At 66.2% G+C, this 26,562-nt stretch carries 24 protein-coding genes; 9 read left to right on the top strand and 15 right to left on the bottom strand.

The genetic code is table 11. The annotated features are described in order from the left end of the window. Positions 1 to 61: 61 nt before the first annotated feature. From HUW43_RS11120 to HUW43_RS11095, 6 genes are all read right to left on the bottom strand, one after another. Positions 62 to 934, bottom strand: coding sequence for a CheR family methyltransferase (locus tag HUW43_RS11120; protein WP_188237471.1), 873 nt, complete (start codon positions 932 to 934; stop codon positions 62 to 64). Next, positions 931 to 2,043, bottom strand: a complete 1,113-nt coding sequence (cheB, locus tag HUW43_RS11115; RefSeq protein ID WP_188237470.1) for a chemotaxis-specific protein-glutamate methyltransferase CheB — start codon at positions 2,041 to 2,043, stop codon at positions 931 to 933. The genes HUW43_RS11120 and cheB overlap by 4 nt, the downstream gene beginning before the upstream one ends. A gap of 17 nt (positions 2,044 to 2,060) precedes the next feature. Continuing rightward, positions 2,061 to 2,435, bottom strand: coding sequence for a response regulator (locus HUW43_RS11110; protein ID WP_120219927.1), 375 nt, complete (start codon positions 2,433 to 2,435; stop codon positions 2,061 to 2,063). Between the two features lie 76 nt (positions 2,436 to 2,511). Further along, positions 2,512 to 2,949 carry a chemotaxis protein CheW gene (locus HUW43_RS11105; RefSeq protein ID WP_188237469.1) on the bottom strand — a complete coding sequence of 146 codons (438 nt, stop codon included), beginning with the start codon at positions 2,947 to 2,949 and terminating at the stop codon, positions 2,512 to 2,514. Next, on the bottom strand, positions 2,946 to 5,360 hold the full coding sequence (locus HUW43_RS11100) for a chemotaxis protein CheA (protein WP_223181478.1): 2,415 nt from the start codon (positions 5,358 to 5,360) through the stop codon (positions 2,946 to 2,948). Before HUW43_RS11100 ends, HUW43_RS11105 begins: the two co-directional genes overlap by 4 nt. Positions 5,361 to 5,403: 43 nt before the next feature. Continuing rightward, positions 5,404 to 6,048 carry a histidine phosphotransferase family protein gene (locus HUW43_RS11095; protein WP_188237468.1) on the bottom strand — a complete coding sequence of 215 codons (645 nt, stop codon included), beginning with the start codon at positions 6,046 to 6,048 and terminating at the stop codon, positions 5,404 to 5,406. A 219-nt stretch (positions 6,049 to 6,267) separates the two neighbouring features. Between HUW43_RS11095 and HUW43_RS11090 the strand changes: the two genes are divergently transcribed. The 6 genes from HUW43_RS11090 to mtgA all read left to right on the top strand — a co-directional run bounded on the left by HUW43_RS11090 (position 6,268) and on the right by mtgA (position 11,730). Next, the gene (locus HUW43_RS11090; protein ID WP_188237467.1) at positions 6,268 to 7,224 is read left to right on the top strand and encodes an RluA family pseudouridine synthase; all 957 of its coding nucleotides are present in this window, start codon (positions 6,268 to 6,270) and stop codon (positions 7,222 to 7,224) included. A 78-nt stretch (positions 7,225 to 7,302) separates the two neighbouring features. Continuing rightward, positions 7,303 to 8,205: an RNA polymerase sigma factor RpoH gene (rpoH, locus tag HUW43_RS11085; RefSeq protein WP_188237466.1), complete on the top strand. Its 903-nt coding sequence runs from the start codon at positions 7,303 to 7,305 to the stop codon at positions 8,203 to 8,205. A 31-nt stretch (positions 8,206 to 8,236) separates the two neighbouring features. Beyond that, entirely contained in the window at positions 8,237 to 9,070 is an 834-nt protein-coding gene (locus HUW43_RS11080; RefSeq protein WP_188237465.1) for a LytTR family DNA-binding domain-containing protein, read from the top strand. 78 nt (positions 9,071 to 9,148) lie between these two features. Continuing rightward, positions 9,149 to 10,243: a M23 family metallopeptidase gene (locus HUW43_RS15965; RefSeq protein ID WP_188237464.1), complete on the top strand. Its 1,095-nt coding sequence runs from the start codon at positions 9,149 to 9,151 to the stop codon at positions 10,241 to 10,243. A 74-nt stretch (positions 10,244 to 10,317) separates the two neighbouring features. Continuing rightward, positions 10,318 to 10,962, top strand: coding sequence for a hypothetical protein (locus HUW43_RS11070; protein WP_188237463.1), 645 nt, complete (start codon positions 10,318 to 10,320; stop codon positions 10,960 to 10,962). Positions 10,963 to 11,022: 60 nt separating this feature from the next. Beyond that, on the top strand, positions 11,023 to 11,730 hold the full coding sequence (mtgA, locus tag HUW43_RS11065) for a monofunctional biosynthetic peptidoglycan transglycosylase (protein WP_188237462.1): 708 nt from the start codon (positions 11,023 to 11,025) through the stop codon (positions 11,728 to 11,730). Between the two features lie 101 nt (positions 11,731 to 11,831). Here the strand turns inward: mtgA and HUW43_RS11060 are convergent, their stop codons facing one another. The 5 genes from HUW43_RS11060 to aspS all read right to left on the bottom strand — a co-directional run bounded on the left by HUW43_RS11060 (position 11,832) and on the right by aspS (position 17,086). Beyond that, a complete protein-coding gene (locus tag HUW43_RS11060; protein WP_188237461.1) occupies positions 11,832 to 12,368 on the bottom strand; it encodes a J domain-containing protein in 537 nt (178 codons plus the stop codon). 54 nt (positions 12,369 to 12,422) lie between these two features. Continuing rightward, on the bottom strand, positions 12,423 to 13,208 hold the full coding sequence (locus HUW43_RS11055; protein WP_188237460.1) for a polyphosphate kinase 2 family protein: 786 nt from the start codon (positions 13,206 to 13,208) through the stop codon (positions 12,423 to 12,425). Between the two features lie 77 nt (positions 13,209 to 13,285). Continuing rightward, complete coding sequence (locus tag HUW43_RS11050; RefSeq protein WP_188237459.1) at positions 13,286 to 14,224, bottom strand: hypothetical protein; 939 nt, start codon at positions 14,222 to 14,224, stop codon at positions 13,286 to 13,288. A 78-nt stretch (positions 14,225 to 14,302) separates the two neighbouring features. Continuing rightward, the gene (locus HUW43_RS11045; protein WP_188237458.1) at positions 14,303 to 15,175 is read right to left on the bottom strand and encodes an alpha/beta fold hydrolase; all 873 of its coding nucleotides are present in this window, start codon (positions 15,173 to 15,175) and stop codon (positions 14,303 to 14,305) included. Positions 15,176 to 15,304: 129 nt separating this feature from the next. After that, on the bottom strand, positions 15,305 to 17,086 hold the full coding sequence (gene aspS, locus HUW43_RS11040) for an aspartate--tRNA ligase (RefSeq protein WP_188237457.1): 1,782 nt from the start codon (positions 17,084 to 17,086) through the stop codon (positions 15,305 to 15,307). Between the two features lie 304 nt (positions 17,087 to 17,390). Here aspS and rnd point away from each other — a divergent pair, with 304 nt between their 5' ends. After that, a complete protein-coding gene (gene rnd, locus HUW43_RS11030; RefSeq protein ID WP_188237455.1) occupies positions 17,391 to 18,575 on the top strand; it encodes a ribonuclease D in 1,185 nt (394 codons plus the stop codon). Between the two features lie 96 nt (positions 18,576 to 18,671). Here the strand turns inward: rnd and HUW43_RS11025 are convergent, their stop codons facing one another. Genes HUW43_RS11025 through HUW43_RS11010 form a run of 4 tightly spaced genes read right to left on the bottom strand, consistent with a single transcriptional unit; the run spans position 18,672 to position 24,288 of the window. Beyond that, positions 18,672 to 20,156, bottom strand: coding sequence for a Ppx/GppA family phosphatase (locus HUW43_RS11025; RefSeq protein WP_223181477.1), 1,485 nt, complete (start codon positions 20,154 to 20,156; stop codon positions 18,672 to 18,674). Between the two features lie 11 nt (positions 20,157 to 20,167). Further along, positions 20,168 to 22,342: an RNA degradosome polyphosphate kinase gene (locus HUW43_RS11020; RefSeq protein WP_223181476.1), complete on the bottom strand. Its 2,175-nt coding sequence runs from the start codon at positions 22,340 to 22,342 to the stop codon at positions 20,168 to 20,170. A gap of 6 nt (positions 22,343 to 22,348) precedes the next feature. Next, complete coding sequence (locus HUW43_RS11015; protein WP_188237453.1) at positions 22,349 to 23,014, bottom strand: HdaA/DnaA family protein; 666 nt, start codon at positions 23,012 to 23,014, stop codon at positions 22,349 to 22,351. Further along, complete coding sequence (locus HUW43_RS11010; protein ID WP_188237452.1) at positions 23,014 to 24,288, bottom strand: heavy-metal-associated domain-containing protein; 1,275 nt, start codon at positions 24,286 to 24,288, stop codon at positions 23,014 to 23,016. Before HUW43_RS11010 ends, HUW43_RS11015 begins: the two co-directional genes overlap by 1 nt. A gap of 85 nt (positions 24,289 to 24,373) precedes the next feature. Between HUW43_RS11010 and purM the strand changes: the two genes are divergently transcribed. Together purM and purN are read left to right on the top strand one after the other, a co-directional pair. Beyond that, a complete protein-coding gene (purM, locus tag HUW43_RS11005) occupies positions 24,374 to 25,480 on the top strand; it encodes a phosphoribosylformylglycinamidine cyclo-ligase (RefSeq protein WP_188237451.1) in 1,107 nt (368 codons plus the stop codon). Positions 25,481 to 25,593: 113 nt separating this feature from the next. Next, positions 25,594 to 26,544, top strand: a complete 951-nt coding sequence (gene purN, locus HUW43_RS11000) for a phosphoribosylglycinamide formyltransferase (protein ID WP_188237450.1) — start codon at positions 25,594 to 25,596, stop codon at positions 26,542 to 26,544. Positions 26,545 to 26,562 lie beyond the last annotated feature (18 nt).

Raw genomic sequence — 26,562 nt, 5'->3', positions numbered from 1 at the left:
TCTGGGCCCGTCCTGTGGCTGCCTGTCCGTCGCTTGCGCCAGCGGGGGACAAAAAGCAAGGTCAGGCGGCGACCGGCCGCCCCGAACCGAAGCGCCGCGCCTGCTGGTCGGCGGGTTCGTAAAGCCCGCGCAATCGCGGACTGGCGACGAACTGGTCGGTTTGCCCCAGCACCGTTTCGCCCGCGCCGAGCACGAGGAAGCTTTGCGGCGCCGCCGCAGCGCGCAGTCGCGCGAACGCCTTCTGCCGCATCGGCAGCGAGAAATAGAGCAGCAGATTACGGCAGAAGATGAGGTCGGCCGGCGAGGCCAGCGGCGGCCGGTCGGTCAGCATATTCTGCACCGAAAAGTCGATCCGGCGGCGCAGATCCGCCTTGGCCAGCCAGCCGCTCTCGGTCTGGTCGAACCAGCGCACCATGCGCTGCACGGGAAGGCCGCGCTGGATCTCGAACTGACTGAACAGCCCCACGCGCGCGCGGCCGATCGCCTGATGGCTGACGTCGGTTCCGACGATGTCGACCTGCCAGCCCGCCCATTTCGCGCCCTGTTCGGCGATCAGCATCGCCATCGAATAGGCTTCCTGCCCCGTCGAAACGCCGCAGTGCCAGATGGTGAGCCGCCGGCGTTCGGCGTTGATCGCGCGCAACTTTTCAAGTGCTGTCGCGGCAATATCGTCGAACACGTTATGTTCGCGATAAAAATATGTTTCATTGTTCAACATCGCGTCGACCGTGTCGTCGAGCAGCTGACGGCTGTCCGCGGTGACAAGCGCGCCAACCAGCGCGTCGAGGTCGGCGATGCCATGGCGTTGCATCACCGGCTTCAGCGACATTTCGATGCGCCAGATGCGGTTGGGCGACAGCGTCTGGCCGGTCCGCGATTCGAGCACCCCCATCAGCACACGATAGGCCGATTCGCTGGCGCTCGCCCCCATCATGCCTTGTGGCGCCCCGCCGCCCGGCCAGAGAGAAAACTGCCGAGCATCAGCGCAATCGCATCGGGATTGAGCGTCGCCGCGGCGATCCCTGCCTTTGCGACCGCGCCCGGCATTCCCCAGATGACACAGCTTTCCGGGGCCTGGGCAAATACCGTGCCCCCGGCCGATTTCACCCGCGCCGCGCCGGCCGCCCCGTCACGCCCCATGCCGCTCAGGATCACCGCGACGGCGCCCTTGCCATAGGTTTCGGCAACCGAATCGAGCATCGGGTCGGCCGACGGACAGCAGCCATTGTCGACGGGGCGGCGGTCAAGCGCGATCTCGCGGCGCGCGCCATTGGCGACGACGAGCAGATGCGCGTCGCCCGGCGCCAGATAGATATGCCCCGCCTCGACCGCCATTCCCGCCGCGGCGACATGCACGCGCCGACTTGTCATCATGCCGATCTGCCGCGCGTAGAACGCCATGAAGGCGTCGGGCAAATGCTGCGTCAGCAGGATCGGTGCGGTCACCCGCGGATCGAGATTGGCGAGGAAATTGGTAAAGGCCGGGATGCCGCCGGTCGACGCGGCAACCGCGATGCAATCGATCGGCTGGTCGGTGTCGACAATCATCGAAACCGGCGCAGGGGCCCGCCGTTGCGCGACCGCGACGGGCGCGGGAAACTCCTGCTGGTTGCCCAGCGTCAGGATGCGATCGGTCAGCACCTCGGCAAAGCGCCCCGAAAAACTGCCGCGCCCCGGCTTCGCCAAGGTATCGCTTGCCCCTAGCGCCAGCGCCTCGACCGCGGCGGGACCGCCTTCGACGCAGTTCGACGACAGGATCAGCACACGCGCCCGCGCGGCGCGTTCCAATATATGCGGCAGGGCGTCGATCCCGTTCATGCCCGGCATTTCGATATCAAGCACGACGACGTCGACGGATTCGCGCGCCAGATAGTCCAATGCATCCTTTGCCGAGGCAACGGAAGCGCAGACGCAAAGACCCGGCCGCTGTTCGACGATGCGTTCGAGGATGCTGCGCACGACAAGGCTGTCGTCGACCAGCATCACCCGCACCGCCCGCGTCGGCGGATCGGGGTCGGGAGCCAGAGGTTGCGCAAGCGCCATCGAACCGGACCTTTGCGTCAGGCGACGCCGACGAGCTGCAACTTTCCTTCCAGCGTTTCGCGATCGAACGGCTTCATCACATATTCATCCGCGCCCGCCTCGATCGCGGCGCGAATATGGTCGATGCTGTTTTCAGTGGTGCAGAAAACCACCCGCGGGCGTTCCTCATGGCCGTAATCCAGGTCGTTGAACGCGCCCAGAAACTCCATCCCGCTCATCACCGGCATGTTCCAGTCGAGCAGGATCACATCGGGCCGATTGGCGCGGCAATAGGTCAGCGCCTCTTGCCCGTCGGCGGCTTCCTCGACCGCAAAGGACATGCTTTCAAGGATATGGCGCGCGACCTTGCGAATGACTTTGCTGTCATCAACGACCAGACAGGATTTCGACATCAATTTAACTCCGACCCCCGGACATATCGCCACGCTAATGGCAAGACGTGTGCAGCCAGTTAATGAACGGCACGATTCACGCCGCCTTTAGGCAGGGCAAATGAATGAGATGCGAGGGATCGACGACGAGCAGCGAAGCGCCGTCATGTTCGATCATCGCGTCGGCGACCCGCGCCCATCCCGGAAGCAGATTTCCGGCGATGCGCGTCTCGGGCGCGTCGATGAAGCACACGTCCTCGATCTCGTCGGCAAGCAGCGCATAGCCATGTTCGGCGACTTCGATCACGATCACCCTTTGCCCGGCGACAACGGGGACCGCAGGCAGGCCGATCACGACATGCGGGTCGATCAGCGTGAAAACGCGGCTGCGCAGGGCGAACAGCCCCGCGACGTGCGGCGGGGCGGCCGGCACCTCGACGGGCGTTCCGACGGTCACGACCGAATGGATGGTCCGGCTCCGCAACGCAACACGCGTGTCGGCGATGCGCGCGATCAGATAGAGTTTTTCCATCATGGCCGTGCTCCCCCCACGCGGCGGCGCATCGCGGCGAGCAGCGCCTCGCGGTCGTAACGATAGACGCTCTGGTCGTCGGGCGCCGTCGCCTCGATCGACGATCGCAGGCGGATCACCGGCACCTCGCCCGCCGCATGGTCGCAAACGCCGCCATCGTCCGACAGGCAGAGCAGCAGGTCGGGGGTTTCGTCGGCGGCCTCCCCCGCGAGGGTCACGCGATACCCCGCCCCGCGCAGGATCGGCGCCAGAAAATTGGCGCCCCAGCCGTCATGGTCGTCGGCCAGATGGCAGAGCGGTTCGCGCGACGGCAACGGGGCCGAACGAACGGCCTGTTGTTCCATCAGCCAGAAGGGGTCGATCAGCTCGACCGGTTCGCCGCCGATCAGCGCAACGCCCGCGATCAACCCCGGCGTCGGCGATGGCTGGATCGCATCGGGCAGCCGAACGATGTCGATGACTTCGGCGATCGGGTAGCATAGCACCGACCGGCCATCGTGGAGGCGGAGAAGCTTGATGTTGCCCTCTCCGGCCGGCGGCTGGGCGGCGTGAACCGGGAAAATCGCCTCGCCGATCTGCGCCTGCACGCGGCCCGCGCTTTCGAACAGCGCGGATGCCGGAACGTCCTCGACGCGCTCGATCACCGACAGGCGGATGCCGCGCACCCGCGCGTTCAGGTCGCGGAACAGCAGCAGCTGCGTCGCGTTGCGCGTCGCCAGCGCATCTGCCTCGGCGTCGGCCAGACCGTCCTTGCTGCGCCCCGCTTCGCTGGCGTCGATCCCCGCGACCGCGAGCAGCCCCTGCACGTCGAGGAGGAGCACCGGGCGGCCGTTGTCGGGCAAGGTCGTCCCCGCATAAAGCCCCGTCGCCATAATCATCGGCGCCGCGGGCTTGATCACCAGTTCCTCATGGTCATGGATGGCCGCCACACTCAGCGCATAGCTTTGCCCCTGCCCCGGCCGCACGATCACCAGCGCGCGGTCGTCCGCATCGTCGTCGCTGTCGCGTTCGCAGCCGAGAATGGTCTCCAGGCGCAGCAGCGGGAATTGTTCGCCGCGCACCGTCGCCAGCTCGCTGCCGCCGACGCGGTCGACGCGCACCGTGTCGCCGCTTTCGAGCAGGATTTCACGCACCGCGCCGCGCGGGATGGCGAAATACTGCCCCGCCGCGCGCACCATCAGCCCCGAAATGATCGTCAGCGTCATCGGCACGCGCAGCAGGATCGAAAGGCCGCGGCCTTCGTCGTTACGCAGCTCGACGATGCCGCCGATCTTTTCGACATTGGCCTTGACGATGTCCATGCCGACGCCGCGGCCCGACAGGGCGGTGACCTTGGCCGCGGTCGAAAAACCGGGGCGGAAGATAAGCTCGAGCTTTTCCCTGGGGGACAGAGCGCGAGCGTCGGCCGCGGTCAGCAGCCGCGACGCGATCGCTTTCGCAACCAGCGCATCGGGCGACAGGCCACGCCCGTCGTCGCGCACCTCGATTTCGATCTGGTTGCCCGACTGGCGCGCCGCGACCGAAATCGTCGCGGTAATATCCTTCCCCGCCGCAACCCGGTCGTCCAGCGTTTCGATGCCATGATCGATCGCATTGCGGACAATGTGGATCAGCGGGTCGCGGATATTCTCCATCATTTCGCGGTCGAGTTCGACTTCGCCGCCGCTCGTCTGGAACGCGACCTTCTTGCCCAGTTCCTGCGCCAGATCGCGGACGATGCGCGGCAGCGGCGCGAACAATTTGTCGATTCGCTGCATCCGCATCTGGCTGACCGACTGGCGCATCCCGGCGATCGAATCGGAAAGGCGTTCGAACGCGGCGATCGTCGCGCTGTCGGCGCCCGATTCGCGCAGCATCCGCGCAAACTCGTTGCGCGCCAGCACGATGTCGGTAACCCCCGTCATCACGCTGTCGAGCAGGGGCAGCGGCACGCGGATCGACCGCCAACCGTTAAGGTCTGCGCCGATATCCTCCTCGCGGCGCAAACGGACGCCTGTCACTTCGACGGGCGCGGGCGCTCCCGCCGCCTGCTGTGCCAGCGCGCCGATGACGTCGCCGTCGTCACCGACGGGCTCGGCGCCGTCCTGCCCCAGCGCGGCGCACAGCGCGTTCAGCCGGTCGATGACCGCCAGCACGCCCGACACGAGCGCGGCGTCAGCGGCGCGGTGGCCGCGTCGCACCTGGTCGAGCGCATCTTCGGCGGCGTGCGCCAGGGCGGTGACACGTGGAAGCGCCAGAAAGCCCGAACTGCCCTTGATCGTGTGGACGAGGCGGAAAATCGCGTCGAGCTGCGCGCGGTCGGCGGGGTCGGCTTCCCACGCCACGATCGCCCCGCCCGCATCGGACAGGATTTCGGCCGTTTCGGCCAGAAAGTCGTTCAGCAGATCGTCCATCGCCGTATCGGTGCGCCCCATAAACTTGCGGCGACACCATGGCGGACAATGGTTAAAACTGGCTTTACCCGCGCCCCCGCAGCACCGCGCCGACGAGCAGCGATGTCGGCGTTTCGCGCGCGAGCATGACCCTGCCCTCGCTTTGCCGCGCCACCGCCTGCACCAGCACCGCGGGCGCGGTGCGCGACGTCATCGGGCCGGCCTCTTCGCCTTCCGCCAGAATGCGTTCGACATCGGCGTCGAGGAAGATTCGCTCGGCCTCGACATGCAGGGCGATCTCGATGCCGTCCGCCTGCTTTTCGCAACCGACGTCGAGACGCCCGCCGCGCACCAGCGCATCGATCAGCAACAGCGCGAGGTTGAGGACGATCTTGACCGCGGGTTTGGGCAGCGGGTCGGCGCCGATCATCCAGTTGAGCGTAATCGCGCGGTCGCCGATGATCCCCTCGATCGCCGATCTGGCTTCCTCGGGCGGGACGAGCTCGCCGAAACCGCCCGCCGAACCAAAGGCCAGGCGAAAGAATTTGAGCTTGTTCGCCGACGTCCGCGCGCTCTGTTCGAGCAATTCGACACAGCGCGCACGCATTTCGGGGTCTTGCTCGTCGGCCAGCAGTTCCAGCCCGTTGGCGAAGGCGCCGACAGGACTGAGCAGGTCGTGGCACAGGCGCGAGGCCAGCATGGAGGCGAAATCGACGCGATCGTCGGACATGGATGAACAGGCTCCCCAGCGCGGCCGCCGGTGTTTCCGGCGTGGGCCGCTCCTAGTGCAGCCAAGGGGGGAAGGGCAAGCGCGATGCCATATGCTTCCATTTCCGCGCCGTCCGTCCCGCCCTTCGTCGTCATCCCGGCCAGCGGCGGGGTAACGGATGGGGGTGCGCCAAGCTGCGACGCCCTTGAATTACCGGGCATTGACACAATATCCCTGCCAATGTTGGGGGACGACGAGATACTTACCGTGACGCTTCCGGACAGCGCGGCCGGGCTGCGGCTCGACCGGGCGCTTGCCGAGGCGCTGCCCAGCCTCTCGCGCGAGCGATTGAAAAGCCTCATCAAGGGCGGCCGCGTGATCGACGCGCGCGGTTCGATCCTGTGGGATCCCGCCGCGAAAGCCGCGCCGCCCACGACGATCGAAATCCGCCTGCCCGCGACGCTACCCGCGCATAACCCCGCGCAGGACCTGGACCTCGTCATCGCCTATGAGGACGAACATCTGATCGTGATCGACAAGCCCGCGGGAATGGTGGTCCACCCCGCCGCCGGCAATCTTGACGGCACCATGGTCAATGCGCTGCTCCATCATTGCGCGGGGCAGCTGTCGGGCATCGGCGGCGTCGCGCGGCCGGGAATCGTCCACCGCATCGACAAGGATACGAGCGGCCTGATCGTCGCGGCAAAGCATGACAAGGCGCACGAGGGACTTGCAAAACAATTTGCCGCGCACAGCATCGACCGCCGCTATCTGGCGCTTGCAACCGGGCGGCCGATGCCAGCGAACGGAACGGTCGACGCCGCGCTCGGCCGGTCAGCTACCCACCGCAAGAAAATGGCGGTGGTGGCGGCAGGCCGCGGCAAACATGCGATCACCCATTATCGCACGATCGAGCCGCTCAGAGATGCGACGTTGATCGAATGCCGGCTGGAGACCGGACGCACGCATCAGGTGCGCGTCCATATGGCGCATATCGGCCATCCGCTGGTTGGCGATCCGGTCTATGGCCGCGCCCGAAAGCCGCTTTCGGATGTGTTGAAGGCCTGCAATTTCGCGCGGCAGGCATTGCATGCGGCCCATTTGGGCTTTATTCATCCGGTGAACGGTAACAGCATCGCGCTCGACAGCGAACTCCCGGCGGACATGCGGGAACTGATCGATGAACTGCGCGTTTAGGTTTCGAATAAAAATCTGTTTTGACCGCCGGAATCAACCGCGGCAAGATGATTTCTGGTTTTAGGGAAGACACTCTCCATGGCGCATAAAAGCAATGTTCCGGCAGTGGTGCCCACGCTCGGCGGTGAGGCGAGCCTGAACCGCTATCTGGCCGAAATCCGCAAATTTCCGCTTCTGACGCCCGAGCAGGAATATATGCTCGCCAAGCGTTTTCAGGAGCATGGCGACAATGAAGCCGCCGCGCAGTTGGTCACTTCGCACCTGCGGCTCGTCGCAAAGATCGCGATGGGCTATCGCGGCTATGGCCTGCCGGTCAGCGAGCTGATCAGCGAAGGCAATATCGGCCTCATGCAGGGCGTGAAGAAGTTCGACCCCGAACGCGGCTTCCGCCTCGCCACCTATGCGATGTGGTGGATCCGCGCGTCGATCCAGGAGTTCATCCTGCGGTCGTGGAGCCTCGTGAAGATGGGCACCACTGCGGCGCAGAAGAAGCTTTTCTTCAACCTCCGCCGGATAAAGAACAATCTCGAAGCCTTCGAGGATGGCGACCTCAGCCCCGAACATGTCGCCAAGATCGCGACCGACCTTGGCGTCACCGAGGAAGAAGTCGTCAGCATGAACCGTCGCATGGCGATGGGCGGCGACACGTCGCTGAACGTCCCGATGGGCGAGGATGGCGACAGCCAGTGGCAGGATCTGCTGGGCGACGAAGGCCCGTTGCAGGACGAACGCGTCGCCGAGGCGCAGGAGCGCGATGTGCGGCATGAGCTGCTGACCGAGGCGCTCGACACGCTGAACGAGCGCGAGCGCCATATCCTGACCGAGCGCCGCCTGACCGACGATCCCAAGACGCTTGAGGATTTGAGCCAGCTTTATGACGTCAGCCGCGAGCGCGTGCGCCAGATCGAGGTGCGCGCCTTTGAAAAGCTGCAAAAGGCGATGCTGAAGCTCGCCGGCGACCGGCGCCTCCTCACCGCCTGACGCCGGGCGGGGGAATGATGGCGGATACAATATGGTGATCCGCCTGCGTGTGCCATCGACCCCTGTGGGCTGGACCGGCCTGATGCTGGCTGCGTGGGCGCTGGTGACGTTCGCGCAGGCCGGGCAAGGCTATTTCGTCGCGGCCTGGCGCGGTCATGCGCAGGACTGGGGCCCGACGCTCGGATATGTTGCTGCCATCTATTCGATCTGGGCGCTGCTCAGCTGGCCGGTCGTCGGCGCGGCGCTGACCATCGAACGCCGGATCAAGCCGTGGTGGGGGCGGATCGCCGCCTATGTGCTGCTGTGGCCCGTCACCATTTATGCGCATGTCCTGCTGTTCGGGCTCGTCTATTGGCCCGTCTATCGCAGCGCGCGCGTCGCGACGCGGGGCGCGATGGCAGACATCATGTTCGTGCGCAATTTCGACACCAACACCATGCTTTATGCGGGCGTGGTCGCGCTGACGCTTGCCTGGACGCGTTGGCCGCGCCGACAGCGGGAGGACGGATCTCGCGCCGATGCCGTCCTCGAGATGCGCAGCCGCGGACGACTGACGCGCATTCCGCTGGACACGATCGACTGGATCGGGGCCGCGGGCGACTATGCCGAAATACACGCCGCGGGCCGCACGATGCTGATCGAGGAATCGCTGACCTCGCTTGGCGAGCGCCTGCCCGCCGCCGAGTTCGCGCGCATCCACCGCAGCGCGCTGATCCGTATCGACCGGGTGCGCGAGATCGCGCCGATCGGGCGCGGCGACGCGCATGTCCGGCTGATCGGCGGCGAACAATTGCGGCTGAGCCGTCGCTTCCGCGACAATCTCGCCGCGCTGCTCGACCCGCGGCCCGTTCGTCCGGCCGAATAGTCCCGCTCGCCGATTGGCGTTCGTCGACGGCGCCCTTTCCCACCATGACGGACTCCCCTTCATCGTGGAGACCCGTCGATGCCGTTCAGCCTCTTGTTCCTCCTGCTTTCCGTCGCACCCGATACCCCCCCTGCGATGGCCGAGGTGCGACCGTTTCAATCGCTGCATCTTTCCGTCCCGCACAGTCCGCCGGTCGCGCGGATCGACGGCGAGGACCGGCTCGTCTACGAGCTTCATGCGACCAATTTTTCCGCGCAGACGCTGACCGTCACCGCTGTCGAGCTGCGCGCGGCTGATGACGGCGCGATCATCGCCCGCGTCGACCCGGCCCGCGTCATGCGACGGCTCGGCGCTCAGTCGGGCGGTGCGCACGACCTCGCCCCCGGACAGCGGGCGATCTTCTATGTCACGGTGCCGTGGCGCGGCCGCGGCGTGGAGCCGCTGACCCACCGGATCGGCCTGGTGCCGAAACGCGCGGATGTTCCGGGCGATCCGGTTGCGATCGAGGGTGGCGCCTTCGCGCCGCAGCCCGCAACCGGCCTCGACCTTGGCGCGCCGCTGCGCGGGGGACCGTGGACTGCTGTGGCACTGCCCGAACTCGATAACGGCCATCGTCGCTATCCCTATGCCGTCAGCGGGCGCGTCCGCCTGCCCGGACGTCACGCGATCGACTGGATGCCCGCAGCGGGGTTCGACCGCGCCTCGGCGGGACGCGATGTCGCCGCCGACGGATCGGGCGCCGATGTGCTGGCGGTCGCCGATGGCGAAATCCTGGTCGTCAAGGATCCGGCCGCCCCCGGTGCGCGCGCCAGCGTCGAGGATGAAACGGGAACGATGATCGTCCAACGGCTGCCCGGCGGCCGCTATGCCTTTTACCAGCATCTGACGCCGGGCATCCCTGTCCGGCAAGGCGAGCGCGTTCGCAAAGGGCAGGTCATCGGCCGGGTCGGAGCGACCGGCCATGTCACCCAGCCGCACCTGCATTTCCACGTCGCCGACACCATCGCGCCGCTCGACGGCGAAGGCCTGCCCTATCGGATGGCCGCCGGACATGTCGTGGGGGCTTATGCGACCCGCGAGGATTTTGGGGAAGGAAAACCCTGGCGCGCGCAGCCCGTGCGCCCGGTCGACGGCCTGCCCGCCCCCTATGCCGTGATCCGATTCGCTCCCTGAACCGGCGATTTGACTCGGCGGGACAATCGGCTAGCTTGCCCGCCGGGTCACATTTACCGTGAGGGGGAAACAGCATGTGGAAATGGATCCGGATTCCCAAGGGCATTGCCCTCGTCGCCTTCCTGCTGCCATGGATGACGATCAGCTGTTCTGAACAGAAGCTCGCCGAAGCGACGGGCTTTGGCCTCGCCTTTGGCCATGTCACGACGATGGGGCGCGCCGCGTCGGCGGGCGATGGCGCGGCGATGAACCTGTGGCTGATCCTGGCGCTGCTGGCCATTGCGGCAGGGCTGTTCCTGCTTTTCGCGCGCGGGCGCGAAGCGGCGCGGCTGGTGCTCGGCACGTCGGTCGCCGCGCTGGTGCTGATCTTCCTTGGCACCTGGCGCTACAGCAAGGATGCAATCATGGCCGAGGCCGCGAAAAACGGCGGCGGCGGCGACATGGACCGCGCGGCGATGGCGATGATCCAGGTCAATTGGGAAATCGGATACTGGCTCGCCCTGTTTGCGCTGATCGCCGCCGCGGCGATGGCGTGGATCGTGATGAGCGGCAAGGAAGCCGAGGCCGAGGCAAGGATGCGCTCGCTCGCGTCCGACGCCGCCGACGCGGCCAAGGGCGCCGCCGCCAAGGCAAGCGAGGCGATCGACGCCGCAACGGACAAGAAGGACGGCGACAAGAAGGATGGCGACGGGCCGGGCGGCGAACTACCCAAGGCTTGACACCCCACCCGACATCAAACAGCCGCTTGCCGCGCGTCGGCAAGCGGCTAATGAACCGTCATGCCCACTGCGAAATCGACCAAGCGCCGCAAACCCCATTGGCTGCTCCGCCCGCTCAAATGGCTGCTATGGCTGATCGTCTTTTCGGTGCTGTGGGTGCTCGTCTATGCCGTGGTGCCGCCGCCGGTGACCTTCACGATGCTGGCCGACCGCAACGGCATCACCAAGGATTGGACCAGCCTTTCGGACATCGACCGCAACATGGTCCGCGCGGTGATCGCGGCCGAGGACGGGAAATTCTGTAGCCATCGCGGCTTCGACACCGAAGCGATCGAGGAAGCGATCGAGCGCAACGCCAGGGGCAAGCGGCTGCGCGGCGGATCGACGATCAGCCAGCAGACCGCGAAAAATGTCTTCCTGTGGCAGGGCAGCGGCTGGACACGCTATGTCCGCAAGGTGCCCGAAGTCTGGTTCACCTTCCTGATCGAAACGATCTGGGGCAAAAGGCGGATCATGGAGGTTTACCTCAACGTCGCCGAGACGGGGATCGGCACCTATGGCGTCGAGGCGGGGGCGCGGCGCTATTTCAAGCATGGCGCGGCCAGGCTGACCCCGCGCGAGGCGGCGCGCATCGCCGCCATCCTGCCGCTGCCCAAAAAGCGCGAGGCGGTGAGCCCGTCGGGATTCACGCGCCGTTATGGCAACACCATCGCCGCGCGCATCGGCCAGGTCCGGCGCGACGGGCTGGATGGGTGCGTTTATGATTAGGAGCTGGTGGCGGCCACGCCGCGGGAGCAGGTGTCGCGCCGTAAACGCCTCCGCTTCCGGGGAAGGGCATTATGTCCCGAACCGGTTGCTTCCCCAACCCCTCAGGCCGGCTTCCAGCTCTTGCGCTCTTCAGCCTGCTTGAGCACCTCGAACGCCGCCTGCCCTGCCGTAAAGCGCTTTGCGGCTTCGTCGTCGCCGGGCTTGACGTCGGGGTGGCACTCCTTCGCATAGGCGCGCCATGCCTTTTTCGTCGCGTCGAAATCGGCGTCGGGGTCGAGGCCGAGGATTTCGAGCGCGCGCATCTCGTCGGCGCTGCGGCTGCCGTCGCCGGCGCCGCCCCAGGCATAATGCTGCGCGCGGGCATAGCTGCGCGCGCCCCGCGCTTCCTCGGCGGCGCGGGCCGCGGCGTCCTCGGCGCTCAGCCCGGCGAAATAATCCCAGCCACGATTATATTCGGCGGCGTGGCTTTCGCAGAAATACCAGCGTTCAGGGCTGTTCGGCGACTTGGGTGCGGGGCAATTGCCGGGTTCGGTGCAGCCGTGCCGGTCGCAAAGGCGCACCTGCTGCGCCTCGCGCGACGAACCATAGGGGCGCCAGCGGGGAAAACCCCAGTCGTCGGATCTTTTGGCGCGGCTCATCCACCCCATGTAGCGACTAGGCGGCCTGATTGCTACCCAAACAGGCCGAAAATCCTAGTCCTTCGGCTTGTAACCGAACGCCTTGGCGGCCAGTTTCACCACCGCGGGGTCGCGTTCGGGAGGAGTCATCGGCACAGCCGCCTCCAGCGTTTCGGCGATATGCGTTAGCGCCGCGATGCGCGCCGCCTTTTTGTTATTGCCGTCGATGATTTTCCACGGCGCCCAGCGCGTGTGCGTCTGCGCGAACATGTCGTCCATCGCCGCCAGATAGTCGGCGCGCTTCGCCCGGTTGCGATAATCTTCGGCCCCGGTCTTCCACCGCTTCCACGGATGATCGAGCCGGTCGGCGAAGCGCCTGTCCTGTTCCTCCTGCGTCACATGAACGAACAGCTTGACGAGATGGGTCGCGCTGCCGGTCAATTGCGCCTCAAACTCGTTGATTTCGTCATAGGCCTTGCGCCACTCGGCCTCGGTCGCGAACCCCTCGACGCGCTCGACAAGCACGCGGCCATACCAGCTGCGGTCGAAGATCGAGATTTCACGCTTGCCGGGCAGGCGTTTCCAGAAACGCCAGAGGAAGTGCCGCGCCTTTTCCTCCTCGGTCGGCGCGCCGATCGGCCAAACCTCGAAATAGCGTGGATCGAGCGAGGCGGTGAGCCGCCGGATGATCCCGCCCTTTCCCGCCGCATCCCAGCCCTCGACCATGATGACGCTGCGCTGCGCATGGACGATGTGCGCGGCCTGGATCCGTTCGAGCCGCTCGGTCAGCGCGTCGAGTTCCGCGGCATAGTCGCCGTCATATTTGGCGCCGGTTTCATAGTCGGACAGCGAAATGGTCATATCCTTGTCTAGCGCACTCCGCCCTGTCCTACCAAGCGCTCAGGCTGTCGCTTTATGGCACAGCGGGTTCGCCGCGGCTATTCGGCGCCCATGGCGCCCTTGCGGGCGGTCCACGCGGCCAGCGCGCGCCGATGGCGATCGAGGCGTGCCAGCGCTTCGGGAACCGCGCCGCCGCGCGCACCCTGTCGCTGGGCATCGCCATACCAGTCCGCCGCCGCGTCGAGATCGCCCTTCATCTCGTTGCAAAGCCCCAGGTTGAACGCCAGTGCCGCGGTCGGCTCGACATCGCGCGTCAGCGCGTTCCAGGCGGCGCAGGCGCCCGCCTGATCGGTCTTGGTCAGCCGCACTGCCGCCTTGAACGCAGCCTGCGCCGGCTTGTTCAGCCCCTTCGTGCTCTCGTCGACCCGGACGTCGAGCGAGTAACTGCGCGGCGCAAGATCGTCGCGGATCGCCCGCACCTGGTTGCGGAAGGTGGCGGCGAAATAATCCTCGACACTTTGCGGCGCGCTCCGGTCGGGGCAAAGCGTCACCTGATCGCGCGCATTCAGCGGCCGGGTGTAACGGATCGATCCGTCGCCGATGGCAACCAGTCGCACCGTCGTCGCAACGACCGCCGTGCGGCGGCGGCACCGGATATCGACGTCGATTTCCTTGATGCATTTCTTTTTGTCGGCGGGGTCATATTCGGTGCAGCGGCGGCGCTTTTCGATCACCGGGACATCATCGACGCTGGCGCGGATCGTCCCGGTGACCAGCGCGTCGGTCGGTGCCCCGGATTCGGGTGCAACGACCCGGTAAAAGCGGCTGCCGTGAAATGTCGCGGCGGCGAGTTCGGCTTCGAGCGCTTGGGCAAAGGCCGCGCCATCCTCGCCATCGAACCGCTCGACCGATATGCTCAGCAGGTCGGTGACATCGGCGGCGGCGGGATCACCGCTGTTGATCGTCAGCGTTTCGGCGTGCGCGGGCACCGCGACGCTTAACAAGGCGGCACCCAGCGTCCATCGCGCATCGATCATGACCGCACCCCCAATTAGCCAGTTTCCGCCGAGCTATCGCAGCCATCGGCGGCTGTCAAAACCGCTGGAGGACCGGGGTCAGAGTTCGCTGGCGATCAGATCGGCCAGCCGCTGCGGCGCTTCCATCGGGATGAAGTGGCTCTGGTCGCCCCATTGCTCGTCGCGCACCGCCGCCAGTGCGGTGCCCAGGGCTGGCCAGGTCGGGCTGACCGAAAAGTCGAGGTTGCCCGCGCGCGCGCCGTTTCTGGCGCGGATCACGCTTGCCGGCGCGCCGACAGCGCCCAGCCAGTCGTGCGGGTTGGTGCGGAGCGCATTTTGATAGACCGACGCCTCAAGCATCGGCGGACAGGCAAGATCCCATCCATGCCCATCCGCGGCAGGAAGCAGGCCGAAACGACAATAGTCTGCAAGCGCCTGGGGCTGCCAGTGTGCATAGGGCGGACGCGCGGCAAAATGGGCGTTCATCACCTCCCACCCGTCCCAGCGCGCCCGTCGCCGTGCTACCGGGTGGTCGGCCGGATCGGGGACCGGCGCATCGGCGGCACCGACATAAAGTTCGGGGGGCATGATGACCGGATCGATCAGAAAGATATGCGCAAAGGCATCGGGCCGCTCAGCCGCCAGCCGGGTCAGCACATAGCCGCCCATGCTGTGGCCGCATCCGATCAGGCGCGCCGCGGCGAACCGGTCGACCAGCGGCAACAGCGCGTCGGCGGTGACGGCCCAATCGGACAGCGACGCGGGCTTGGCGCTGCGCCCGTGGCCCAGCTGGTCGGGCGCGATGACGTGGGTGCCATGCGGCAATGCCGCGACGACCTGATCCCAGAGACGCGCGTGAAATCCGGTCGCGTGCAACAGCAGCAGCGAGGGCCGGTCCGACGGTGCGCCCCATTCAAACCAGCATATCTCCCCGGCCGAGCTGTCCAGCCGGCGTTCGCGTGGCTCGATCATGCCACCCCCTGAATCACTATCCCGACAAAGGCCGGGGTCTCGACATTGCGACGGGATGCGAGGGCGAGACTCCGGCCTTCGCCGGGATGACGAACAGAGGTTAACGCTGTTTGGGACAAGGACGAAGCCTCAGCCCTTGGGTCCGTCGACCAGCCGGATATGCAGTTCACGAAGCTGTTTTTCCGAAACCGGCGCCGGGGCGCCCATCATCAGGTCTTCGGCCTTCTGGTTCATCGGAAAGACGACGACTTCGCGGATGTTCGGTTCGTCGGCGAGCAGCATGACGATGCGATCGACCCCCGGCGCCGACCCGCCGTGCGGCGGCGCGCCATATTTGAAGGCGTTGATCATGCCCGCGAAATTGGCGTCGACTTCGGCCTGGCTATAGCCCGCTATCTCGAACGCCTTGTACATGATGTCGGGACGATGGTTGCGGATCGCGCCCGACGACAGCTCGACGCCGTTGCACACGATGTCATATTGCCACGCCAGAATGTCCAGCGGGTCTTGCGTTTCCAACGCCTCAAGCTCGCCCTGCGGCATCGAGAAGGGGTTGTGGCTGAAGTCGATCTTGCCCGTTTCCTCGTCGCGCTCGAACATCGGGAAATCGACGATCCAGCACATCTCGAAACGGTTCGCGTCGATGAGGTCGAGCTGTTCGGCGACGCGCGTGCGCGCAAGGCCCGCGAGCCTTGCCGCCTGCGCTTCCTTGCCCGCGGCAAAGAACAGGCCGTCGTCGGGGCCGAGCCCCAGTTCGGCGGCCAGCGCGTCCATCTTTTCTGGCCCGTGATTCTTGGCGATCGGGCCGCCCCATTCGCCGCCCTTGCGCGTTGCATAGCCCAGCCCCGCAAAGCCTTCGCCCTGCGCCCAGCTGTTCATGTCGTCAAAGAATTTGCGGCTCTTGTCCGCCGTCCCCGGCGCCGGGATCGCGCGCACGACATCGCCCGCCGCGACGATGTCGGCGAAACGGCCAAAACCCGAACCCGCGAAATGCGCCGAAACGTCGCTGATGATCAGCGGATTGCGAAGATCGGGCTTGTCATTGCCATATTTGAGCATCGATTCGCGGTAGGGGATGCGCGGAAACGACCCCGCCGGTGTGACCGACTTCCCGTTCGCAAACTCCTCGAACACCCCGGCCAGCACCGGCTCGATCGCGTTGAAGACGTCGTCCTGGGTGACGAAACTCATCTCGAAATCGAGCTGGTAGAACTCGCCGGGCGAACGGTCGGCGCGCGCGTCTTCGTCGCGAAAGCAGGGCGCAATCTGGAAATAGCGGTCGAAACCCGCGACCATCAGCAGCTGCTTGAACATCTGCGGCGCCTGCGGCAGCGCATAGAATTTGCCGGGGTGGACGCGGCTCGGCACCAGATAGTCGCGCGCGCCCTCCGGCGACGAAGCGGTGAGGATCGGCGTCTGATATTCGGTGAAGCCCTGCGCGACCATGCGGCGGCGAAGCGACGCGATCACGTTCGAGCGCAGCATGATGTTCGCGTGCAGCCGTTCGCGGCGCAGATCGAGAAAGCGGTATTTGAGGCGGATGTCCTCGGGATAATCCTGTTCGCCCGCGACTGGCATCGGCAGTTCGGCGGCCGCCGACTGCACCACCACGTCGCGCGCGCGAACCTCGATCGCGCCGGTCGGCAGATTGACGTTCACCGTTTCCGCCGACCGCGCGACGACCTGGCCAGTGATCGTCACGACGCTTTCCGCGCGGAGGCCGTCGAGCGTCGCGAAAGCGGCATCGCTCGAATCCACGACGATCTGGGTCAGGCCATAATGGTCGCGCAGGTCGACGAAGAGCAGCCCGCCATGGTCGCGCTTGCGATGCACCCAGCCCGACAGGCGAACAGTCTGGCCGACATGTTCGGCGCGAAGCTGGCCGCAATGATGGGTGCGATAGGCGTGCATTTCATGGTCTTTCGAAGATGAAGGGACATCAGGTTTCGACTGATTTACCGCCGTGCCTAAGGCAGGTCGGCGAGCGATTTGTCAAGTTGCCTCATCGTCGGCGCGGCATAGTCCGCGTGGCGGCGCGGGCCGTCATCGGCCCTGCTTCCCTTTGCCGACGCCTCCGCCTCTGCCGACGCAACGCGTTGCCCGGCAGGCCCGCCGCCGCCCTTCAGTGTCCCGATCCCCATTCTTCGTCGAGCGGCGGTCGTCCGCCACGCAATTTTTCCTGCCCGTTGGTTCCAACTCGCTGTATAGGCGCGCTATGCAAGTCCATCCGTTGATCGATACCAATGCCGCGCTTGTCCAGTTCTGCGACCTGATCGGGAACAGCGATTTCATCGCGGTCGATACCGAGTTCATGCGCGAAAACACTTTCTGGCCGGAACTCTGCCTGATCCAGGTCGCGAACGCCGACCATGCCGCGGCCATCGACCCGATGGCGCCGGACATCGACCTTGCCCCCCTGCTCGACCTGATCGTCGACAATGAGGATATGCTGAAGGTCTTTCACGCGGGCGGGCAGGATGTCGAAATCATCTTTAACCTGACAGGCAAGACGCCACACCCGATTTTCGACACGCAGATCGGCCAGATGGCGCTCGGTCAGGCCGAACAGGTCGGCTATTCGAACCTCGTCGAAGCGTGGCTGGGCGTCCAGCTCGACAAGGGCGCGCGCTTTACCGACTGGAGCCGCCGCCCGCTCGACAAGCGGCAGATCGATTATGCGATCGGCGATGTGACGCATCTGGCCAGGATATTCCCGATGATGCTCGACAAGCTCATCAAGACCGGCCGCGGGCATTGGCTGGACGAAGAAATGGAAAAGCTGGCCGATCCCGCCAATTACAGCGTCGATCCCGAACAGGCGTGGCAGCGGATCAAGATTCCGTCGCGCAAGCCCGACGTGCTCGGCCGCCTGCGCGCGCTCGCCGCGTGGCGCGAGCGCGAGGCACGAAACAAGAATCTGCCGCGCGGCCGCATCGTCAAGGACGAAACGCTCGCCGACCTTGCCGCGCACCCGCCGAAGGACCAGGACGGGCTGGGCCGTGTCCGCGGGCTGTCGGCGACGTGGAAAAGCAACGACATCGGCGCGCGGCTGATGGATGCGCTGACGAACGCCAGGCCGCTCGGCAAGGACGACATGCCCGATCGCGCGCCGCGCGGGCCGGGCCTGGGCAAGGAAGGCGTGCTCGTCGCCGACCTGCTCAAGCTGCTTCTGAAAATCCGCGCGCGCGAGCTGAATGTCGCGGCGCGGCTGATCGCGCGGACCGACGACCTGGAAGCGCTGGCCGCAGGTTCGCGCGAGGGCATCGCGATGATGAAGGGCTGGCGTTACGACGTCTTTGGTCACGCCGCGCTCGACCTGGTCGAAGGGCGCATGGGCTTTGCGGTCAAGAACGGCAAGCTGGTGATGAGCGAGATCGACGCGTCGTCGGCGGCGGATTGATCGCTCAAGAATAGCGACCATATCCCCCGATCCGTTTGTATCGAGCAACGTCGGGACACGAGCCGAGCTGAAGCGTTGCCGCCTTGGCGCGACGCTCTATAGCAGCACCAGTTCGGGCCTGGCCCCCATCGCCTGCGCGAGCGAGCGCAGGCGGCGGTCGACCGATTCGCCCGCAAGGTGGTGCCAGCCTTTTTGCAAGCCGAGGATGAGCCGCCCGGCGTCAAGCGCGATGCGGCTTGCCTTCAGCGGCGCCTCGATCCCGCCCGTCAGTCGTTGCGCGAGCCGGATCGCCAACCCCCATTGCCGCGCCCGCGCCAGCCGATCGGCGCCGACCAGCGTGCCCATCGCGGGAAAATCGCCGTCGGCGCCGCCAAAGCCCGCGTGGAGCGCGCGCGCCAGCAGGATGCGCCCCGGAATGTCGATGCCGCGCCAGTTGCCGTGCAGCCCGATCTCCATCCCGCGTTCGGCGCGGAAATCGGGATTGGCCGACCAGGCGACGTCGCTGAGCAGGCTGGCGGCGAGGCGAATGCGACTGTCGGCGGGAGCTTCACCGAAAAAGAGCGGCGCGATCCATTCGGCGATCGCGCGCCCGTGCGGCGCAAAGCGCGCAAGGCGCCGCCCCTCGAACTCAGCCGCGACGATCAGCGGATCCTGCGCGCGCGTATCGGGGTCGAGCGCCTGATAAAGCAGCCCTTCGCGCAGCCCCGAAGAGGAGACGGTCATTTCGGGCACGTCGATGATGCTGACGAGCGCCGCGAGCAGCGCGGCGGCGTCGGGAAGCGTCGCCGCGCGGTTCGACGCCATGCCGGGGATCGCGCGCAATTCCTCGAAACTCAGCCGCCGCGTCGCGCGCACCAGGCGGCGGAGCGCGGTGCGCGGAAAGCTGTGCTGGTCGAGCACCGCGAGCGGATCATTGGTGAGTTCGAGGTCGAGGCGCGACAGCGCACGCCACGATCCGCCGACGAGATAGAGCGGCAGTCCGGCCATACCCCCCGGCCAGCCCGCGGCGCGCAGCATCTTGCGCACCGCGCGCTCGAACGCCTGCTGCCCGTCGCGGCGCAGCGCGGGCAGGCGCAGCACGCCGAGCGGAAAGGAAGCGCGGCGCCCGACCTCGCCATGCGCAACTTCAGCAAGTTCAAGGCTGCCGCCGCCAAGGTCGACGGCGATGCCATGCGCTTCGGGGATCGCCGACAGCACGCCATAACCCGCCGCTTCGGCTTCTTCCTCGCCCGACAGCAGGCGGATCTTGAGCCCCGCTTGCGCGGCGGCGGCGATGAAATCGGGGCCATTTTCGGCATCGCGCACCGCGGCCGTGGCGACGCAGACCAGATCCTTTACCTCCATATGCCGCGCGAGCAGCGCATAGCGGCGCAGCGCGGTGAGTCCGCGTTCCGCATCGGCCGCCGCGATGCGGCCGTCGATCGCAAGGCCCCGGCCAAGCCCCGCAGCAACCTTTTCGTTGAAAATCACCGCCGGCGCGCGCGCCGGCCCTTCATAAACGACGAGGCGGACCGAGTTGGACCCGATGTCGATGACCGCCGAACGATGGACCGCCGGTTTCGAGGTGCGGAGCAGGGCCAAGCCGTTTCGTCTCAATCTTTGCGAAGATCGTAAGCGAGCGTCGGCACGTCCTGACGCTGGTGCAGCGCGGTGCCGCGGCCCGACAGCGACGGGTTGTTCATAAAATAATGATGCAGGTTGAACGGCTTGTCGCCCGGCGTCAGCCGCGCCGATGTGCCGTCCGCCTGCAATATCCAGCTTTGTTCATTGTCGATCAGATTGGCGACGAGCACCTGGTCGAGAATCTGGTCGTGAACGGTCGGATTTTCGATCGGGATCATATATTCGACGCGGCGGTCGAAATTGCGCGGCATCCAGTCGGCGCTGGAGATGTAAAGCCGCGCCGCGCGGCTCGGCAACGCCGCACCATTGGCAAAGGCCCAGACGCGGCTGTGTTCGAGGAAACGCCCGACGACCGACTTGACGCGGATATTGTCGGACAAGCCGGGAACGCCGGGGCGCAGGCAACAGATGCCGCGCACGATCAGTTCGATCGGCACGCCCGCCGCGCTCGCCTCATAGAGCTTGTCGATAATGTCGGGGTCGACGATGCTGTTCATCTTGGCCCACACGCCCGACGGCCGTCCCGCCCTGGCCGCGACGATCTCTGCGTCGATCAGCTCGCTGAGGTGCTGGCGCATGTTGAGCGGCGACATGGTGATGAGCTCGAGCCGTTCGGGCTCGACATAGCCGGTGATGTAGTTGAAGAGCTGCGCCGCGTCGCGGCCCGCGCGCGGGTCGGCAGTAAAGAAGCTCAAATCGGTGTAGATGCGCGCGGTCACGGGATGGTAATTTCCGGTGCCGAAGTGGCAATAGGTGCGATACCCCTGCCCCTCGCGCCGCACGACCATCGAAATCTTGGCGTGCGTCTTCCACTCGATGAAGCCGTAGACGACCTGCACCCCGGCGCGTTCAAGCTGGTTCGCCCACAGGAGATTCTGTTCCTCGTCAAAGCGCGCCTTGAGTTCGACCACCGCGGTCACCGACTTGCCCGCCTCGGCCGCCTCGATCAGCGCGCGGATCACCGGCGACTGATTGCCGGCGCGATAGAGCGTCTGCTTGATCGCGACCACGTCGGGGTCGGCGGCGGCCTGACGCAGAAAGGACAGGACGACGTCGAAACTTTCATAGGGGTGATGGACGACGATGTCCTTCGACCGGATCGCCGCGAAACAGTCGCCGCCGTGCTCGCGGATGCGTTCGGGAAAGCGGGGCGAATAGGCGGGGAACTTGAGGTCGGGGCGGTCGACGTCGACGAGCGCGGAAAGCGCAGCCAGGCCGATGAAGCCGCCGATCTTGGCGACGATCGCCTCGTGTCCCTGAATGTCGGCGCCCAGCACCGCGGCAATCTCTGCCGGCATGTCGGCTTCCAGCTCCATCAGGATCACGCGGCCTCGGCGGCGGCGGCGGATCGCGGTGCGGAACAGGCGGACAAGATCCTCCGCCTCTTCCTCCAGTTCGATGTCGCTGTCGCGGATGATGCGGAACACGCCCAACGAACGGATCGTGAAGCCGGGAAACAAGAGGTCGCCGAACAGTTCGATCAGATATTCGATCGGAACGAAACCGCTCGCCTCGCCAGGCACCGGGACAAAGCGCGGCAGCGATGCGGGGATCATCACCAGTTCGAGAACGGTGTCGCCGCTGGCGCGGCGCTGAAGGTCGAAAATCACCCCCAGACCGCGATTGGGGATGAAAGGAAAGGGGTGCGCCGGATCGAGCACCTGCGGCGTCAGAATCGGGAAAATCTGGTCGATGAAATACTGGCGCAGACTGGCGCGCAGCGCCTCCTTGTCCGACCCCGCGCCGTGGACGACGATGCCCTGGTCCGCGAGCTGGCGGTGCAGGCGCTGCCATTCGCTCTGCTGCTGGTCGACGAGGCGGTTCACCTCGGCCTCGATCTCGGCGAGTTGCTGTCCCGGCGAACGCCCGTCGGCGGACGGATCGTCGATCCCCTGCAGCTGCTGCCCCTTCAGCCCCGCGACGCGGACCATGAAAAACTCGTCGAGATTGCTGCCCGAAATCGACAGGAAACGCAGACGTTCAAGCAGCGGATGCGCGGGATTGCGCGCCTCCTCCATCACCCGGCGATTGAAGGCGAGCCACGACAGTTCACGATTGAAGAAGCGTTCGGGACCGAAACAGGGTGGCGGCGCGGCGGCCACGGGATCGTTGTCGGCGCGGAGCGGCTGGCCGGTCATCGACATGGGTTGTCATCCTGCCTTTGCGGAGCGCGAATCCCGCTCCAGGAGATCGGGGTCGATCAGCCCTTGTGACAGCAATGTTTCACGCGCGAGACGAACGCCCAGTCGCCGCCCCTGTTCGAGCGACGCGGCGTCGAGCGCCGCGACGACGCGGTGGATCGTGGCATAGCTGCGCTCCATCCGCGGCACGATATAGGAGGCGACGCCGGGCGCAAGCGCAACGCCGCGCTGTGCGAAGAGCGCTTCGATCAGGTCGCGCGCCAGGCAGTCGTCGGGCTCGCCGATGACCAGCACCGGCACCGCGGCAAGGCGCGAGCGCAGGTCGGGCAACGCGACATCCCATTCGGCAGGCGGCGCGTCGGCGATGATCAGCAGCGGCGACCCGCTTGCCTGGGCGGCGTTCCAGGCGTGGAACAGATCTTCCTCGCTGACGCTGGCCTGGCCGTCGATCACGCGGCCGCCGGTGTCGCGTGCGAACAGCCGCCCCATCAGGCTGCGGCCCGAACCGCGCGGCCCGGTGAGCACGGCGGTGCGCACGGGCCAGGTCGCGACATGGCGAAGATAACGCACCGCGTCGGCATTGCTGGTGCCGATGACGAGCGGGCCGTCATTCGCGCCGCCCGCGCTCCAATCGAGCGGCAGCGCGATCTGGCCGGAGGGCGCGCGCGCGGCCATCAGCGGCTGATCCGGAGCTGGCCGCCGCCTTCCTGAACGGTGAAGCCGCGCGCCGCCAGCGCCGCGCGCAGCGCCGCCAGGTCGCCACGGAAGGTCACGCGCATCACCGACGTCCCGCCAAGCGCGAGACTGGTCGTCGACGCCGACTGGACTCCCGCCGCGGCGGCGACCGCACGCTCCGTGGCGGCGACCGATTCGACGTCGGGCGAGCTATATTGGACGGTGAAGCTCTGCACCCCGGCGGGCGGCGTTGCGGGCAGGCTGCTGTCGGTTTCGGCGGGCAGCGCGTCCGCGTCGTCGGCGCTCGCATCTTCGGGCAGGTCCTCGCGTTCGATCGTCTTTTCGAGCACGAGATAGGTGTCGGTGCGCAGCACGCCGGATTCCAGCGCCTCGGTATAGATGCGGTCCATTCGTGCGACCGCCTTTTCCATCATGTCGGGCAGCGCCGCGGGGCTGGGTCCGGTCATCGAGAAGCTGGCGATATATTTGTTGTCGGGGCCGAAACGCGCGGTGAAATGGCCGCGGATCGGGCCGCCGGGCCAGGCATATTCGACGCGCGCAATGGGAATCAGCACGTCGGCGGCGCCATATTGGTCAAGGATCACGCGCCACCACACGCGGCCGCGGCGGCCGATCTGCCCCGGATTGAGCAGCAAGGTGTCGGCGCCCGTCCCCGCCGTGCGGATATAGTCGATCGCGCTTTGCCCCGTATTATATTCGGCCCAGGCGCGTTGCCAGGCGCTGCGCTGCTCGAACACCTGCTGGATGCCGTCGACCGAATAGACGGGGATGACGAGCAGCGGCGGCGAGCGCAGCGTGCGACCGCTGACGCCCAGAATCTGCCCCGCGCGCACGCGGTCGAACTGGACGCCGAGCCGGGCGACATAGCGGCGCGGGCCGATCTGCTCGTCCTCGACGATGATCGCGGTGACGATGCCGTCGAGCACCGAATCGCTGAGCGCCGGACCTTCGGTGCCGTTGAGGCGGCGATAGAGCTGGGCCCAGCCCCGCCGCTGCGCTTCGCGCCAGCCCTTGGTCCGCGCGTCGTCGGCATTGTCGCCGGTGACGTCGACGCGGATGCCGCTCGCCAGAAAATCGCCGCTCGAATTGATTGGCGTGATGCCCCGGTTGCCGCGCGTGATCTGCCCATCGACGATTCCCGCAAGCAAAATCGCGAAAAACAGGCCGATCAGCGCGGCCCAGCGCCAGTCGCGGCCTTGCCGAATGCCCAGGGAAAGGCGCGGAGCGAAGCGGGGGAAAGCGGCCGAAATCATATCTTCTCTATGCTCTGCCCAAAAGCGCGGGCCCCGACAAGGAAATCATGGCATTTGTCGGCCGGAAGCGTTAGTCGCGCGGGCCATGGATTCCAAGCAGAACAAACCCGCCGCCTACACCTATGCCGACGCCGGCGTGTCGATCGCGACCGGCAACGCGCTGGTCCGCGCCATCGCCCCGCTGGCCCGCGCGACGCGGCGGCCTGGGGCCGACGCCGACCTCGGCGGCTTTGGCGGTTTCTTCGACCTGAAGGCCGCGGGGTTCAACGACCCGCTGCTCGTCGCGGCGAACGATGGCGTCGGAACGAAGCTCAAGCTTGCGATCGAATCGGATCGCCACGACGGCGTTGGTATCGACCTGGTCGCGATGTGCGCGAACGACCTGATCGTGCAGGGCGCCGAGCCTCTGTTTTTCCTCGATTATTATGCGACAGGCAAGCTTGACAAGACGCAAGCGACCGCGGTGGTCGCAAGCATCGCCGAAGGGTGCAGGCAGGCGGGATGCGCGCTGATCGGCGGCGAGACCGCGGAAATGCCGGGCATGTATTCGGACGGCGACTATGACCTTGCGGGCTTTTGCGTCGGTGCGGTCGAGCGCGACCAGGTGCTCACCGCCGACAAGGTCGCGGCGGGCGACGTGATCCTTGGCCTCGCCTCGTCGGGTGTCCACTCGAACGGCTTTTCACTTGTGCGGCGGCTGGCCGCCGACAAGGGCTGGAAGCTAAATCGCCCGGCGCTGTTCGACCACAATATCCTGCTGATCGACGCGCTGATGGCGCCGACGCGCATCTATGTGAAGAGCCTGCTCCCGCTCGTGAAGACCGGCAAGGTTCACGCGCTCGCGCATATCACCGGCGGCGGGTTACTGGAAAATATCCCCCGTGTGTTGCCCGGATCGCTGCACGCGCACGTCAATGCCGATGCGTGGGAGCAGCCGCGGTTGATGGCCTTTTTGCAGGCGCAGGGCAATATCGAACCGGAGGAAATGGCGCGCACCTTCAACTGCGGCATCGGCATGGCGGTTGTCGTCGCCGATGCCGATGTTGCCGAGGTGACGGCGGCGCTTGAAGCGGCGGGCGAGACGGTCCACCGCATAGGGCATATCGCCGAGGGCGAAAAAGGATGCACCGTTTTCGGCAGCGCCGAAACCTGGAGCGCGGGCGCGGCGTGGAGCGCAACGCATCGCGGGTGATTTTCCAAAGCCGTTGGCCCTGAGCCTGCCAAAGGGCCGTCCTTCCTTTTGAGGGTGAAAGCGAAGAAAAGTGCTTCGACAGGCTCAGCACGAACGGATCAGGGGGTAACGCCGTGACCAAAGCCAGGGTTGCCGTCCTGATTTCGGGCGCCGGGACCAATATGGCCGCGCTGCTTTACGCCGCGAAAGCCGAAACCTGTCCCTATGAACTGGTGCTCGTCGCGAGCAACGACCCTGGCGCACCGGGGCTGAAAATCGCCGAGGCGGAGGGGATTGCGACCTGGGCGCATTCGCACAAGGGGTTGACGCGCGACGCTTTCGACGCGCTGGTCGATGAACAATTGCGCGCCGCGGACGCCGAATATGTCGCGCTCGCGGGCTATATGCGCATATTGTCGGACGCTTTCGTCGAACGCTGGGCGGGGCGGATGCTGAACATCCATCCCAGCCTGCTTCCCAAATACAAGGGGCTGAACACGCACCGGCAAGCCATCGACGCGGGCGATGCGTTCGGCGGATGCAGCGTGCATGTCGTGACCCCCGCGCTCGACGACGGCCCGGTGCTCGCGCAAACCCCCGTTGCGATCGTGCCCGGCGACACGCCCGAAACACTGGCGGCGCGCGTGCGCTTTGCCGAGCACCAGCTTTACCCCGCGGCGCTCGCCGCCTTTGTCACGCGCGAACGCTCGCCCGATTATCTGCGCGCCCGCGTGCGCGAGCTGGCGCTGGCGCTGCCCGAAAGCGATGAAGTGCTGTCGCATGGGATGCCCTGCTTCGGGATCGTGAAGGGCAAGAAATTCGCCTATTTCACTGAAGACCATCATGGCGACGGCAAGATCGCCTTGCTGGTCAAGATCAGCGGTGCCGACGAACAGGCAGCGCTGATCGAAATGGACGGCGACCGCTATTACCGCCCCGCCTATTTCGGCGACGGCTGGATCGGTATCCGGCTCGACCTTGGCGACACGGACTGGGATGCGATCGCCGAATGGCTGCGCAAGAGCTGGCTGGCGGTCGCGCCGAAAAAGCTGGCCGGGCTGATGGCAGCGGCAGAGGATTTCTGACAGGAAAGGCCGCCGGAT

Origin of the sequence: Sphingopyxis sp. LK2115 (genome assembly GCF_014595975.1) — a bacterium.
In the GTDB taxonomy this organism is placed as follows: Bacteria; Pseudomonadota; Alphaproteobacteria; order Sphingomonadales; family Sphingomonadaceae; genus Sphingopyxis.
This window is presented reverse-complemented; position numbering and strand designations above follow the sequence as displayed.

Bases quoted from the DNA above. Each gene is read 5' to 3' on its own strand.
- HUW43_RS11120 (WP_188237471.1), bottom strand. From the start codon at position 934: ATGATGGGGGCGAGCGCCAGCGAATCGGCCTATCGTGTGCTGATGGGG.
- cheB (WP_188237470.1), bottom strand. From the start codon at position 2,043: ATGGCGCTTGCGCAACCTCTGGCTCCCGACCCCGATCCGCCGACGCGG.
- HUW43_RS11110 (WP_120219927.1), bottom strand. From the start codon at position 2,435: ATGTCGAAATCCTGTCTGGTCGTTGATGACAGCAAAGTCATTCGCAAG.
- HUW43_RS11105 (WP_188237469.1), bottom strand. From the start codon at position 2,949: ATGATGGAAAAACTCTATCTGATCGCGCGCATCGCCGACACGCGTGTT.
- HUW43_RS11100 (WP_223181478.1), bottom strand. From the start codon at position 5,360: ATGGGGCGCACCGATACGGCGATGGACGATCTGCTGAACGACTTTCTG.
- HUW43_RS11095 (WP_188237468.1), bottom strand. From the start codon at position 6,048: ATGTCCGACGATCGCGTCGATTTCGCCTCCATGCTGGCCTCGCGCCTG.
- HUW43_RS11090 (WP_188237467.1), top strand. From the start codon at position 6,268: ATGTTGGGGGACGACGAGATACTTACCGTGACGCTTCCGGACAGCGCG.
- rpoH (WP_188237466.1), top strand. From the start codon at position 7,303: ATGGCGCATAAAAGCAATGTTCCGGCAGTGGTGCCCACGCTCGGCGGT.
- HUW43_RS11080 (WP_188237465.1), top strand. From the start codon at position 8,237: ATGGTGATCCGCCTGCGTGTGCCATCGACCCCTGTGGGCTGGACCGGC.
- HUW43_RS15965 (WP_188237464.1), top strand. From the start codon at position 9,149: ATGCCGTTCAGCCTCTTGTTCCTCCTGCTTTCCGTCGCACCCGATACC.
- HUW43_RS11070 (WP_188237463.1), top strand. From the start codon at position 10,318: ATGTGGAAATGGATCCGGATTCCCAAGGGCATTGCCCTCGTCGCCTTC.
- mtgA (WP_188237462.1), top strand. From the start codon at position 11,023: ATGCCCACTGCGAAATCGACCAAGCGCCGCAAACCCCATTGGCTGCTC.
- HUW43_RS11060 (WP_188237461.1), bottom strand. From the start codon at position 12,368: ATGAGCCGCGCCAAAAGATCCGACGACTGGGGTTTTCCCCGCTGGCGC.
- HUW43_RS11055 (WP_188237460.1), bottom strand. From the start codon at position 13,208: ATGACCATTTCGCTGTCCGACTATGAAACCGGCGCCAAATATGACGGC.
- HUW43_RS11050 (WP_188237459.1), bottom strand. From the start codon at position 14,224: ATGATCGATGCGCGATGGACGCTGGGTGCCGCCTTGTTAAGCGTCGCG.
- HUW43_RS11045 (WP_188237458.1), bottom strand. From the start codon at position 15,175: ATGATCGAGCCACGCGAACGCCGGCTGGACAGCTCGGCCGGGGAGATA.
- aspS (WP_188237457.1), bottom strand. From the start codon at position 17,086: ATGCACGCCTATCGCACCCATCATTGCGGCCAGCTTCGCGCCGAACAT.
- rnd (WP_188237455.1), top strand. From the start codon at position 17,391: ATGCAAGTCCATCCGTTGATCGATACCAATGCCGCGCTTGTCCAGTTC.
- HUW43_RS11020 (WP_223181476.1), bottom strand. From the start codon at position 22,342: ATGTCGATGACCGGCCAGCCGCTCCGCGCCGACAACGATCCCGTGGCC.
- HUW43_RS11015 (WP_188237453.1), bottom strand. From the start codon at position 23,014: ATGGCCGCGCGCGCGCCCTCCGGCCAGATCGCGCTGCCGCTCGATTGG.
- HUW43_RS11010 (WP_188237452.1), bottom strand. From the start codon at position 24,288: ATGATTTCGGCCGCTTTCCCCCGCTTCGCTCCGCGCCTTTCCCTGGGC.
- purM (WP_188237451.1), top strand. From the start codon at position 24,374: ATGGATTCCAAGCAGAACAAACCCGCCGCCTACACCTATGCCGACGCC.